The 12,330-nt window shown below is 55.2% G+C and carries 12 protein-coding genes; 2 read left to right on the top strand and 10 right to left on the bottom strand.

From position 1 onward, the window contains the following. Positions 1-418 precede the first annotated feature (418 nt). The 9 genes from ACRBB0_RS21400 to ACRBB0_RS21360 all read right to left on the bottom strand — a co-directional run bounded on the left by ACRBB0_RS21400 (position 419) and on the right by ACRBB0_RS21360 (position 8,275). Positions 419-790, bottom strand: a complete 372-nt coding sequence (locus tag ACRBB0_RS21400; protein WP_431376505.1) for a YciI family protein — start codon at positions 788-790, stop codon at positions 419-421. Positions 791-852: 62 nt separating this feature from the next. Then, positions 853-1,812 (bottom strand): Bug family tripartite tricarboxylate transporter substrate binding protein, encoded by a 960-nt coding sequence (locus tag ACRBB0_RS21395; RefSeq protein ID WP_431376504.1) that lies wholly within the window; start codon positions 1,810-1,812, stop codon positions 853-855. A gap of 75 nt (positions 1,813-1,887) precedes the next feature. After that, on the bottom strand, positions 1,888-3,378 hold the full coding sequence (locus ACRBB0_RS21390) for a tripartite tricarboxylate transporter permease (RefSeq protein WP_431376503.1): 1,491 nt from the start codon (positions 3,376-3,378) through the stop codon (positions 1,888-1,890). Positions 3,379-3,380: 2 nt separating this feature from the next. Then, positions 3,381-3,845, bottom strand: a complete 465-nt coding sequence (locus ACRBB0_RS21385) for a tripartite tricarboxylate transporter TctB family protein (RefSeq protein ID WP_431376502.1) — start codon at positions 3,843-3,845, stop codon at positions 3,381-3,383. Between the two features lie 39 nt (positions 3,846-3,884). Continuing rightward, a complete protein-coding gene (locus tag ACRBB0_RS21380; protein WP_431376501.1) occupies positions 3,885-4,940 on the bottom strand; it encodes an Ldh family oxidoreductase in 1,056 nt (351 codons plus the stop codon). Then, on the bottom strand, positions 4,937-5,824 hold the full coding sequence (locus tag ACRBB0_RS21375; RefSeq protein WP_431376500.1) for an alpha/beta hydrolase: 888 nt from the start codon (positions 5,822-5,824) through the stop codon (positions 4,937-4,939). Before ACRBB0_RS21375 ends, ACRBB0_RS21380 begins: the two co-directional genes overlap by 4 nt. 14 nt (positions 5,825-5,838) lie before the next feature. Next, positions 5,839-6,381, bottom strand: coding sequence for an NADPH-dependent FMN reductase (locus ACRBB0_RS21370; RefSeq protein WP_431376499.1), 543 nt, complete (start codon positions 6,379-6,381; stop codon positions 5,839-5,841). A 22-nt stretch (positions 6,382-6,403) separates the two neighbouring features. Further along, positions 6,404-7,309: a VOC family protein gene (locus ACRBB0_RS21365; RefSeq protein ID WP_431376498.1), complete on the bottom strand. Its 906-nt coding sequence runs from the start codon at positions 7,307-7,309 to the stop codon at positions 6,404-6,406. Positions 7,310-7,429: 120 nt separating this feature from the next. Further along, on the bottom strand, positions 7,430-8,275 hold the full coding sequence (locus ACRBB0_RS21360) for a fumarylacetoacetate hydrolase family protein (protein ID WP_431376497.1): 846 nt from the start codon (positions 8,273-8,275) through the stop codon (positions 7,430-7,432). A 174-nt stretch (positions 8,276-8,449) separates the two neighbouring features. Between ACRBB0_RS21360 and ACRBB0_RS21355 the strand changes: the two genes are divergently transcribed. Beyond that, the gene (locus ACRBB0_RS21355; RefSeq protein ID WP_431376496.1) at positions 8,450-9,148 is read left to right on the top strand and encodes an FCD domain-containing protein; all 699 of its coding nucleotides are present in this window, start codon (positions 8,450-8,452) and stop codon (positions 9,146-9,148) included. A 26-nt stretch (positions 9,149-9,174) separates the two neighbouring features. On the opposite strand, the gene ACRBB0_RS21350 is transcribed toward ACRBB0_RS21355, so the two are convergent. Continuing rightward, positions 9,175-9,486 carry an ETC complex I subunit gene (locus ACRBB0_RS21350; RefSeq protein WP_431376495.1) on the bottom strand — a complete coding sequence of 104 codons (312 nt, stop codon included), beginning with the start codon at positions 9,484-9,486 and terminating at the stop codon, positions 9,175-9,177. Positions 9,487-9,897: 411 nt separating this feature from the next. On the opposite strand from ACRBB0_RS21350, the gene uvrB reads away from it, so the two are divergent. Continuing rightward, the gene (uvrB, locus tag ACRBB0_RS21345; RefSeq protein WP_431376494.1) at positions 9,898-12,093 is read left to right on the top strand and encodes an excinuclease ABC subunit UvrB; all 2,196 of its coding nucleotides are present in this window, start codon (positions 9,898-9,900) and stop codon (positions 12,091-12,093) included. Positions 12,094-12,330 lie beyond the last annotated feature (237 nt).

Below are 12,330 nucleotides of genomic sequence, written 5' to 3'. Positions count from 1 at the left end.
AGTTAAGACCAAGGCAGGCGGGTCACGCAACTCTTGCGCAACAATTGTTCATTTTTGAGCACCGTCACCAAAGACGATGCGCGGTTTTTTCGCCAGGGCGGTCTCAGGTCTGAATGCGCCCAGCAAGAGTCGGGTCCGCACATCGCTAAGCCTTGGGCTTTTGTGAAACAGGCCGGGCAAAGGGCAATCGTGTCGGCATGCGTATTGCGACATCGCTGCGTGGTGCCCGGAAAGCCCCGCGAAGGCAACATGCAAGAAGCACCCACGCCTGTTAGTCGGGCTTGGGTGCGGATGGCGTGCAATGTCCTAAGCTTGGGCGCAAAGTTCCTGCCGATGCCCGCCTCGAACGCGCCTAAAGCACTCTGAGGGCGGAGCAGCCGCTGGCCCATCAGAGTGACGGCGCCGAGTTGCGGCTCCTTTATCCAATCACAACGGATTGGTCCGAATAACGCATGGAAAAGGTCATCCCGCCTTCGTTGAGCATCCAGCGGGTCAGGGTGTATTGCCGCAAACCCGCGACATGAAACGGGTCTAAATCGGCATGTGCGCGGGCCTCGGCTTCGTCCTTGGCGCGAACAATGATCATCCCTCCATAAGGGGTGGTCTCGCCTTCTTTGAACAGCGGTCCTGCGCCAAACAGAATCCCGTCTCGCTCCATTTTGATTTGATATTCCAGATGCGCTGGCAAAAGCTCTTGCATACCGGGGCCGCGGGCCGGTGTTGTGGTGATCACAAACAGGGTCTGCCGCAGCATTTTGGCATAGAGATCTTCGGGTTTCGGCTCGGTCATTCTGGGATCTCCGCCTTGTTATGAATTTGGCCCGCCAACACCTTGCCAGCGGGCCGAAAGGTTTAGCGCTTTTCAATGCCAGCAGTGTCGATGACATCAGTCCAAACAGCGATTTGACCGGTGATAAGAGTGTTCATCTCGTCACCTGACGACGGCGCAGGCTTGGCACCCAGCGAGGTGATTTTCTCACTTACAGCAGGTATCGCGAGCGCAGCATGAACTTCGCTGCGAATACGCTCGGCAATCGCATCAGGCACTCCAGCGGGCATACCGATTCCTGTCCAGGACACCACATCAAAATCAGCGGCAACGGTCTCCGAAACAGTCGGAACATCTGGTGCATCAGGCCAACGTTCGCCTGAGGTCACAGCAAGGATGTCGTAAACACCCGCTTCTGCCTGAGGCCGGATCACGGTTCCGGTATCAATGACAACGTCAACTTCGCCACCCATCAACGCAGTCGATGCCGCTGCCCCTCCTTTGTACGGGATGTGCAGGAAGTCCACGCCAGTGCGCAGCCCCAACAATTCGCCCGTCAGGTGTTGGGTAGAGCCGATCCCAGAATGTCCAATTTTGATGCTGCCCGGTGCGGCTTTGGCAGCCTCGACCAAGGCTTGTATGGACTCATATTCGCCGGAACGCGCCGCGACCATGAACGGGAACTGCCCCAATGTTGAGATAAAGGTGAAGCCATCAACGGACTCGTAAGGCAGGCTGTTATAAAGAGCAGCGGCGACCGCATGCCCCCCGACCATCAATTGCATTGTATACCCATCGGGGTCTTGGCCCGACACATAACCGGAGGCGACCGTGCCGCCTGCTCCGGGGCGTGATTCCACCACCACAGGCTGGCCCAGCCCTTTTGACATTTCCTCGGCCAAAATCCGCGACACTGTATCGGCGTTCCCGCCTGCGCCAAACCCATGCACGATCCGCAAGGAACGGTCAGGGAAGTCCTCAGCCGCAACAGGTAGAGCAAGCGCGATTGCAAGTGGAACCGCCGTCAAAAGTTTCTTTATCATTTTCTTCCTCCCAATTGAAAAGCCGTGTTGTTTGGGTGCCTCCGGCTTGGAAAGGCAGTCTGCAAAGCCATCCTTTTACGTGTCGACCACCGGCCCCTTTTTGAGGCCCGACCAGATGGAAAAAACGATCAAGCCTATCGTAAAAAACACCAAAGTCGCGCTGATCGGACGGGTCAGAAAGACACTAAAATCACCACCATAGAGCAACATCGTGCGGCGAAAATTGTCTTCGAGAAGTGGGCCAAGCACGAACCCCAACAGAACTGGGGCCGGCTCAAAGCGGTAGTTTTTCATCACGTACCCAAGGACACCAAAGGCAAGCGTCAACATCACATCTGTTACGCTTGTGCGATGTGAATACACCCCGACACAAATCATGAGGATGATCATCGGATATAGCTTCTGATAGGGAATACGCAGCAACAAAACCCAAAGTTTGATCAAGGGAATGTTGATCAGAAGCAAGATGATATTGCCGACGAAAAAGCTTGCGATCACCCCCCAGAACAGCTCGGGCTGGTCGACCATCAGACGTGGACCTGGAATGATCCCGTTCAAGAGAAGCGCCCCAATGATCAGCGCCATCACGGCGTCACCGGGCACCCCCAACGAAAGCGTCGGAATAAAGCCCGTCTGAGAGGCTGCATTATTTGCGGATTCAGGGGCCGCCAGTCCGGGGAGATGGCCCTTGCCGAACTCTTGCGGCGATTTGGAAAAGCGCTTCTCCATCGCATAGGCAATGAAGGATGCAATGGCCGCACCTGTTCCTGGCAACGCCCCAAAAAAGCTACCGATACTAGACCCACGAATAATGGGAAAAACCAGCGATTTTGCTTCGGACCCTTTGGGAATGACATCGCGCATTCTGACCGACAATTTGGTCTCGCCCGGTGGGGGTCTGCGGGCCGCATTGCGGATCACTTCGCTCACTCCAAAGAGCCCCATGGCCAGGGACACCAAGCTTATGCCATCGGCAAGTTCCGGCATCGCGACAAAACGATAATACCCCGTCGTTGCATCCGCCCCGACCAGCCCAAGCCCCACGCCCAACGTGACCATCGCAAAGGCCCTGATCTGTGAGCCGGTGCCAATCATAGAGGCTGTTATCAGGCCAAACATGACCAGCATCGCGTATTCAGGTGCCCCGAACTTCAGGGCGATCACCGTCATTGGGATCGCGGCCAGCACGAGGATTGATACACCAACCATGCCGCCCAAAAACGAAGAAAAGGCCGCGACGAATAAGGCAAGACCAGCGCGATTGCTCTGAGCAAGCGGATAGCCCTCGAGACAGGTCACAACCGAGGATGGGGTGCCGGGTAAGTTCAGGAGAATGGACGCGATTGAGCCCCCATATTGTGACCCGTAGTAGATACCTGCCAGCAGGATCATCGACGTCGTGGCATCGAGATAAAATGTGACGGGCAAAAGCAACGAGATTGCCGTGATGGCACCAACACCCGGAAGCACTCCGATGAGTTGTCCAAGAAACACCCCAAAGAAGGCATACATCAAGACGTTCGGTTGAAGGACGACTGACAGGCCAAGGAGGAACTGATCTATCATAGCTACCTCCAGAACGCTGGGATTGGCAATTCAAGGGCAACGAGAAACAACACCCACCCCACGGCCGTCGCCAAAGTGGCGTAGATCAAAACCGGCACAGGGCGGGCGCGGTCGTCTGCAAACATTGAAACAGCGGCTGCGAGGAACATCGAAGGAACAAGCCCCGCAACATCCACGAGGAACGCAAACAGGGTGATCGCTGCGGAAATGAAGATCAGCCCCCGCCAATGCATCCCGCCCGGCGGATCGTCGTTGGGGGCTTTGAGATCACTTACCAAGATCGCAAGGGCCAGACATGAAATCAGAACACCAATGACACGCGGAATATAACCCGGCCCCATCTGCTTGAGTGTTCCCACGGGATAGCCCCAGGCCACCAAGAGCATGCCAAGGCCAACTGCCAACAGCACAACGCCGCTGACAGCGCGCTGCGCGATACTTGATGGTACTTGATCCTTAAATTGCACTAACGTTCCCTCCCAAGAATACTGGATGTAAGCCCAGATTTAGCTATCCGCTCCGTCTTTCTTGTCTGTTGAGATTGCCGCCGGTTGAGGAACATCAAAGTGTTCTGCAAGCGTCGCCAACCGGTCAAGCGTGCCATCTGCAACAGGAATTCCAGTTTCCATTCGGGCTTTTGACATGCGAAACCCGCGCTCTCCCGGTAATAGAATATCCTCAGTGTCCGGGGCTTTGGGCAGTTTTTTCAAGCTCTGCCCCAATTCGGCAACATGGCTCGCAAAAGTCTGGGGGCTGCCAAAGGCATCGACTTTGATCGCTATCGCGACCCCATTCATCGCCCCTTTTCCTCCACCTAAAACCGTTGAAATCACGGGATTGGAGACAAGAACGCTGGACATGACTTCGATCATCAACGACAGGCCTGACCCTTTGGGGCCACCCAGAGGAGACAGTGTCGCAACTTGGTTTGGGTCAGAAGTTGGCGCGCCGTTCTGATCCAACGCCCAACTGGCCGGGATCGCGGTGCCCGCATCCTTTGCATATAAGACCTTGCCAAGCGCCGCAGTCGAGGTGGACATATCAAGCAACAAGGGATCACCATCCGCAGGTGCCGAAATCGAAATGGGATTGGTAGAGACCCCGGATACTTTTGCCCCGTGATAGGCCATCAATGGGCCGGATGCCGTCATAACGATGCCAATGTACCCGCGCCTCGCGGCCCGAAGGGCAAAGTAGCCGACAGCACCAGCATGGGTGATATTGCGCGCCGAACACCAACCGATATTTAGGCGACTGGCGATATCGAGCGCGGTGTCCATTGCGCTCACCATGGCCGAGGGACCGGGTGCGCGGCCAGCTTCAAGGACACCAACGGCCCCCTGTGTCGACACAACCTGCGGCTCGGCTTTTGGGGCAATCAAACCCTGCGTGACCATTTCCAAGTAGCGGGGAATGCGAAGCACACCGTGAGAGTTCGCACCGCGGGCATTGGCCCAAACAAGGATATCAGCACAGCGCTCCGCATGGGGCGCACTATAGCCCCCGCTCTCCAAAAGCGCGCGCGCGTATGACTTAAGATCATCTGGGCGAAACGACTTCATCCCTGAGCGCTCAGCGGTGTGGGGAAGAATTTCTTGAGCCAAGCATCAATAAGAGCACGCGTATGTGGTGCATCTTCGTCAGAAAGAGGGAAATGCGACACGCCTGTGGGGATCATCAATTCGGCATTCGCACCCGCTTTTTCAAACAAACGAATGGATTGCTCCATCGGAGTAATCACATCACCCGCTGTGTGGAAAAGCAGCAAAGGACGCGGTGCGATATCCGCGACAACATCCTCGGCCCGGAAATTATACATCGAAATGGCCGTTTCAACGGGCACCTCAAATTGCGCATGTGGCGAGAGGTTAGCGCGCAGGGCTTCGGGGATAGGCACCACATCAAACCGCGACACCCACATGCTTTTGCCGGTCTCTGCTTTCTGTTTGCGGCCCTCTTCCAAAATGCCGGTAAACCTGTCCCAAGCCTCAGGGGTCGGGTGCTGGCCGCGAAATTTGCGTTCGCCATCTCCCCAGCCGCATAGCGACAACACACAGGCGACACGCTCATCGACACCGCCAGTGAATATCGCCACAGCCGCACCAAAACTATGCCCGGTCAGGCCGATGCGCTCCGGGTCCACTTCTTCGCGTTGTGAAATAAAGGACAGCGCATTGCGGGTATCCGCCACTTGGTCAAAACAGCGGACCTCGCCCCGTGCGCCTTCACTTTCACCGCACCCCCGAAAATCAATGCGAAAGACGCAATATCCCATCTCTTCGATCATACGGGCGACAAGTTCGACATGGGACTTGTCTTTGGTTCCGACAAACCCGTGCAACACAATAAATGTCGGAAGCCGCTGCCCCGGCTCGCGATCCTCTGGCACGTGCAAAACGCCGGAAAGCTTGAGGCCGTCTGACATGAAGTTAAGCTGATGTTCCATTTAACCTGGCCTCTTTAGTGACAGAACGCGGCGAACTTAGAGAGATGATCCTGCAGAAACGCTTCTGTATCCGCATTGGTGATCTGGCCGGTTTCCACGTCAATTTTCGCCTTGGCGGTCGCGATTTGAACCTCTGGTGTGGCCATGACCAACATGGACTGAGACAGAAGGGTATGCCGTAGCCCTTCGTGAACGCGCGCGCCCCCCAACAAACCCGGCGAGACGCTCCAAATTGTGGCAGGCTTGCCCGACAAAGGGTTTGGTTTCCTGCGCGACAGCCAGTCAATCGCGTTTTTAAGCCCGCCTGGAATGGACCAGTTGTATTCTGGGGTGACAATCAGCAGCGCATCCACGCCGTCGACCGCGTCCATAAACGCCGCAACGCTGTCGGGCATGCCTTCGTCCAAAACATCCTGATTGAAGAGCGGCAAACTACCGGGATTTGGCAGAGCAACAGCGGTCATGCCGTCGGGCACAAGGCCCGCCGCCGCGCGACCGGCTGCTCGTGACAAAGACGCGTTGCGCAATGACCCCTCAAGGATTCCGAGTTTTGTCATGGTGATCGTCCTTATTTTGTCGTTATTTTGCAGGCGCGGCCCAAGGGAATTTATGTGCAAGCCACGGGGCCGGCGCGGGCTCGCCCCAGACGTTCATGACGCGCACATTGTCAGGGCGCTTAAGTGCTGTGATGACGTTCGGCTCATATCGATCATCGTCATTGATCAAAGCCATGCCGCCGGCGCATTCGACCATTGCGCCACATGAATCGACATAATAGGCAAAGGTATTATCGCCGGGCCGATGCCGGCCGGGGCCCCAAACGAAGTTCTTTTCGATGGTGTCCAGACGGTCGCCCAATTTGCAGTAATCGGAAAACTCAGCCACTTCCCAAGAATAGTGGTGCAGCCCCGTATCTCCACGCACAATGCCCAGAATATGATGCAAGCGGTTTGCACCACGCATCCAGCTCAGGCCATCATCGACCATGCGCTCAGACAGTCGCATCCCCATGATCCGCTCCATCTGCGCACGGGTTTCTACCGGTTCGGGTGAGGTGATATTAACGTGATCAATCCGCAACGGCGACATGCCGGTCGTGGCGTGACGAACATTGTAAATCTCGGTGGCGACAGGCGAGTGAAGTTCAAATGTGTGGCCTTGGGGCGTGACAAAACGCATGCCCGCCACGCAGCAATCCAAGCTTGGGTCGGTCGCCGCCAGCCTACAGCCCGCATCCGCAACCCGGCTGGCAGCTTCTGCAACAGCCGCTTCGGAAACGGCTTCAAACCCAAGAGAGCGGATCGAGTTTTCATCTGCCTCATGCAAGACCAGTTCGGCCATGCGTCCGTTCGACGACAACCAGACAGACCCGGCCTCTTCGCGTGTCACCCGAAGCCCCAGTATATCACGGGACTCACGCACCAAGGCGTCGACATCTACAACATTCAGTTGGATGTGCCCCAATGAATTTACCAAATAGCTCATACCCGCATCCCCTTTTGGCGTCTCTTGCTGATCATTAGCATGCATTTTCCACAATGCAAATTATTTTCGAAAATTTTAGCATAGCGGAAAATTTCCCCAGAGCATGACTGGCACCTCCGATCACGACTCTGCCTCCACCGGGTTCGAAAGCACCCCGATCCCCTCTATCTCCACGTCAACGACATCTCCGGGGCTCAAGAATTCCTGAGGGCTGCGCGTTATGCCAAAGCCCGTGCAGGTTCCCGTCACAATGACGTCCCCCGGCTCGAGCGGCGCAAAGGTTGACAGGTAGGAAATCAGATAGGGAATATCGAAGATCATTTTCGACGTATTGGTCCGCTGCTTTTCCACGCCGTTCACACGCGTTACCAAGGATACGCCGCGGCTTGGAATCGGAAGGTCTTCGGCCTCAACCATCCATGGGCCAAAGGCACCTGTCCCCACAAAATTCTTGCCGGGCGTGAACTGATGTGAGTGCTTTTGCCAATCGCGCACGCTGGCGTCGTTGTAGATCGAATACCCGGCGACATGATCCATGGCCTGCTCTAGGGGAATATGCCGCCCACCGGCCCCGATGATGACAGCCAGCTCGCCTTCAAAGTCCAGTTTTTGGGAGGAACGCGGCTGAATCAGCGGCGCTCCGGCGCCGATCTGAGATGACGCCAACCGCAAAAAGAGCACGGGGTAATTAGGGGCCTTGGCCGGGTCCGCCGCATCCTCCCAATAATTGAGCGCGGCCAGAATAATTTTGTCGGGATTTGGAATCACAGGTGCCAGATCGACGTCATTCAATCCAAAGTCCGGCGCTTCAAGGTTGTCCAAAATCGAAGACGGGCGCCCAGCGGCAATAAAGGACCGCAGGTCCGGGAATGGGTTGGTTTCGCGCGCGCCGAGATCAACAAGACCCCGCTCGACAACCACCCCCCAAGACGAACGTCCCTTGTGCGTGAACGACAAAAACCTCATTCTTTCTTCCCTGTATTTTCGAAAATATTTCTATTACAGAAAATACGTCATGCGAAGACATTTTATCTTTTTTGATGTTCTTTCTCACTTGGATAAGATATTCGGAAATCTACAAATGAGGGGTGTCGAGACCTAAAACCCCGATGAAGACATTGAAACTATTGGAGAATACCCGTGGCGCGTGGTCATTTGAAATCGACTGATAGCTCCCGTTCAAAGACGGATGCCAAAGATGACCGAGACGTCTTAACCCGTCTGCGCACCGATATTGTAAGCTCTGTCTTTGCGCCTGAAACCCGCTTGAAGTTCGCCGACATGACCAAAAGGTATGACGTTGGTATTGGCACCTTGCGCGAAGCTTTGTCTCAGCTTTCGTCCGAAGGCTTCGTGACGGTCGAAGCAGGAAAAGGCTTCAAGGTTTCGCCGGTTTCCGCAGAAGAGCTTATTGAAATCACCGACCATTTCATCAGTTTCGAAACAGAGGCGGTAAGATCAGCGATCAAGCACGGTGATGAAGATTGGGAAACCAACATCGTTGCCACCCATCACCGTCTAAGCCTGATTGAAGGGCTTCCTTGGGACCGACGAATGCAACGGCATTCGGAATGGGTCGAACGTCATCGTGAATTTCACGAGGCAATCGTGGCAGCATGTGAGGGCCGATGGCTGTTTCGTCTGCGCTCGATCATGTTCGATCAGCTTGACAGATACCGGTTTGTAACCAAACGCGCACCAGAAGGGCTTGGTGTTAAGAAACATGATGAACATCGCGACATCATGAATGCAACACTTGCCCGCGACGCTGATCTGGCATCAACGCTCATTGAGCACCATTTTCGAGATACCTCCCAAAGCGCGATCAAACTCCTTTAATCGCGCTCGAGAATGTTAGTCTGTCGTTAGTGCGTCCAAGGAACCCGCCGATCAACAGCAAAGTTTTCGGCATACCCACGGGCGCGAATATTTGCTTTGCGTTTATTTGGCTCAACAACCTGTGCTTCTATGCCCCGGTCTTTGGCATAGGCAACGGCCGCCTCTTTGCTTTCAAAACGCATTTTGACTTGGCTCTGAGTATCGCTCGACGACGTCCATCCCATCAGCGGATCAACTTCCCGGCGTGAAGCCGGCGCAAATTCCAACACCCAAACCTTGGTTTTGCCCTGACCAGAGGACATTGCGGTTTTGGCGGGCTGATAAATGCGTGCAAGCATAATGAGTCTCCTTCGTCAAAGGCGGTTATCTGAGATTCCCGGCCATAGGGCAAGCGCCCAGTCAGGCCCATTTGTCACATATTGCATACGGGTGACAAGCAGCGGTTTGATCAGCGAGGCTCCGCGGGGAGCGAGGGGTGGGTAGGTGCAGCGCCAAATGCCGATCAAACCATCTGCTTAAGAAAAAGGTACATTTTGCCTAAACTTTCTCGCAATAGTCTTTTTGGGTCAAAACCGGCAGGACTTGGCCTGCTCACGCCTAACAACATGAAAATAGGTGACTTTGGGTCAACTGCGACATTTTGTATTGTTTTCACATACTTGCCGCAAAGCAGCATTCAAACCGCTTTGAGGGGTTGAAAACCAACGCAATGAAGACAATTCTACTTTTGTTCTACTGCGGGAATCGCCATGCCTTACGCCCATTCCGACAAAACCGAAGCTTTTTTGCACTCACCGGCACCCGACGTGAAAGAACGGGAAAAGTTGGAAGGTGGCAAGCAATTCATTTTGCACACTGAATTCAGCCCCGCTGGGGATCAGCCGACGGCGATTGTCGAATTGTCCGAAGGGATTCGAGACGGCGACCGGGCCCAAGTTTTGCTTGGGGCCACCGGCACGGGTAAAACATTCACGATGGCCAAGGTGATTGAGGAAACTCAGCGCCCCGCCATTATTTTGGCACCCAACAAGACATTGGCGGCTCAGCTTTACGGCGAATTCAAAGGGTTCTTTCCAGATAACGCTGTCGAGTATTTTGTGTCTTTCTACGACTATTATCAGCCCGAGGCCTATGTCGCCCGGTCGGACACCTATATCGAAAAAGAAAGCCAGATTAACGACCAAATTGACCGGATGCGCCACTCGGCCACGCGGGCTCTCTTGGAGCGTGACGACGTGATTATCGTCGCCTCTGTGTCATGCATTTATGGTATCGGATCGGTGGAAACCTACGGTGCGATGACGCAGGATCTGCACGCTGGCAAAGAATACGACCAGCGCAAGGTCATCGCCGATCTGGTCGCCCAGCAATACAAACGCAATGATCAGGCGTTTCAACGTGGCACCTTCCGGGTGCGCGGCGACAGTTTGGAAATTTGGCCCGCTCACCTTGAGGACCGCGCTTGGAAACTGTCGTTTTTTGGAGAAGAACTAGAAGCAATTACAGAATTTGACCCGCTCACCGGGGTAAAGACCGATACGTTTGAGCAAATCCGCCTCTATGCGAATTCTCACTATGTGACGCCGAAACCGACGATGCAGCAGGCCATCATTGGCATCAAAAAAGAGCTGCGCCAGCGGCTCGACCAGCTGGTGAACGACGGCAAATTGCTCGAAGCGCAGCGGCTTGAACAGCGCTGCAATTTTGATCTCGAAATGCTGGAAGCGACCGGGGTCTGCAACGGGATTGAGAACTATTCACGTTACTTAACTGGGCGCGCACCGGGCGAGCCGCCCCCGACACTTTTCGAATTCATCCCCGATCATGCTATTGTTTTTGCGGATGAATCCCACGTGTCTGTTCCGCAAATTGGCGGGATGTACAAAGGTGACTACCGCCGCAAATTCACACTGTCGGAACACGGGTTCCGGTTACCATCTTGCATGGATAACCGTCCGCTCAAATTCGAAGAGTGGGACGCGATGCGCCCGCAATCTATCTTTGTGTCTGCGACCCCTGCATCCTGGGAGCTCGAACAATCGGGCGGTGTGTTTACCGAACAGGTGATCCGCCCAACCGGGTTGCTTGACCCACCAGTGGAAATTCGCCCGGTAGAGATGCAAGTTGATGATGTCCTTGATGAAATCCGCAAGGTAACAGCCGAAGGCATGCGGACGTTGGTCACCACGCTGACCAAACGCATGGCTGAGGATTTGACCGAATACTTGCACGAACAAGGCATCAAAGTGCGCTACATGCACTCTGATATCGACACGATTGAACGGATCGAAATCCTGCGTGATTTGCGGCTTGGGGCCTTCGACGTCCTGATCGGCATCAACCTGTTGCGAGAGGGTTTGGACATTCCAGAATGCGGGTTGGTAGCGATTCTGGATGCGGACAAGGAGGGGTTCTTGCGCTCGGAAACATCTCTGGTGCAAACCATTGGCCGCGCCGCGCGGAACGCCGATGGCCGGGTGATTATGTATGCAGATCGTATAACCGGTTCGATGGAACGCGCGATCGGCGAAACCAACCGCCGCCGCGCCAAGCAAGAAGCCTATAATCTCGAACACGGCATCACGCCTGCAACGGTGAAAAAGAATGTCGAAGATATTCTGGCCGGACTTTACCAAGGGGATACCGATCAGTCGCGTGTCACCGCCAAGATCGACAAGGGCCACGCTGGCGGCAACTTGCAAACCGTCTTGGAGGGGCTTCGCAATGATATGCGCAAGGCCGCCGAAAACCTTGAGTTTGAAGAGGCGGCGCGGTTGCGTGATGAGGTCAAGCGGCTTGAGGCCGTCGATCTCGCAGTCGCAGATGACCCTTTGGCACGCCAATCGGCCGTCGAGGCTGCGTCTGATGCGGCGGTCAAGTCACGTGGTCGATCCACCGCAGGCCGTCCGGGACAACGTGGCGGGGTCAAGAGACGGTCGCGCTAAACCCTTGGTGCGACCCAGGTCCAAAATCTCCGGTGCTGCATTTGGGGGCCGGGCGCATGCGCAGTATCGCCCCCCTGCCTGCGCGCCGAAATGATGTTGGTTGACCGCCCCCCTAAGCGCAGTTGTGCCGGGAGGTCTGCGGTAGGGGTTTGCCGCCAAGTTTGGCGTCCCGCTCGCTTTGACGACAGGCTCATGTTCCGTGATCCAATCCCCGGAATTTGGAGAACAGGCAGCGCA

The organism is Pelagimonas sp., from assembly GCF_050633425.1.
Lineage (GTDB): Bacteria > Pseudomonadota > Alphaproteobacteria > Rhodobacterales > Rhodobacteraceae > Pelagimonas.
This window is presented reverse-complemented; position numbering and strand designations above follow the sequence as displayed.

Bases quoted from the DNA above. Each gene is read 5' to 3' on its own strand.
- ACRBB0_RS21395 (WP_431376504.1), bottom strand. From the start codon at position 1,812: ATGATAAAGAAACTTTTGACGGCGGTTCCACTTGCAATCGCGCTTGCT.
- ACRBB0_RS21400 (WP_431376505.1), bottom strand. From the start codon at position 790: ATGACCGAGCCGAAACCCGAAGATCTCTATGCCAAAATGCTGCGGCAG.
- ACRBB0_RS21380 (WP_431376501.1), bottom strand. From the start codon at position 4,940: ATGAAGTCGTTTCGCCCAGATGATCTTAAGTCATACGCGCGCGCGCTT.
- ACRBB0_RS21390 (WP_431376503.1), bottom strand. From the start codon at position 3,378: ATGATAGATCAGTTCCTCCTTGGCCTGTCAGTCGTCCTTCAACCGAAC.
- ACRBB0_RS21375 (WP_431376500.1), bottom strand. From the start codon at position 5,824: ATGGAACATCAGCTTAACTTCATGTCAGACGGCCTCAAGCTTTCCGGC.
- ACRBB0_RS21350 (WP_431376495.1), bottom strand. From the start codon at position 9,486: ATGCTTGCACGCATTTATCAGCCCGCCAAAACCGCAATGTCCTCTGGT.
- uvrB (WP_431376494.1), top strand. From the start codon at position 9,898: ATGCCTTACGCCCATTCCGACAAAACCGAAGCTTTTTTGCACTCACCG.
- ACRBB0_RS21365 (WP_431376498.1), bottom strand. From the start codon at position 7,309: ATGAGCTATTTGGTAAATTCATTGGGGCACATCCAACTGAATGTTGTA.
- ACRBB0_RS21370 (WP_431376499.1), bottom strand. From the start codon at position 6,381: ATGACAAAACTCGGAATCCTTGAGGGGTCATTGCGCAACGCGTCTTTG.
- ACRBB0_RS21360 (WP_431376497.1), bottom strand. From the start codon at position 8,275: ATGAGGTTTTTGTCGTTCACGCACAAGGGACGTTCGTCTTGGGGGGTG.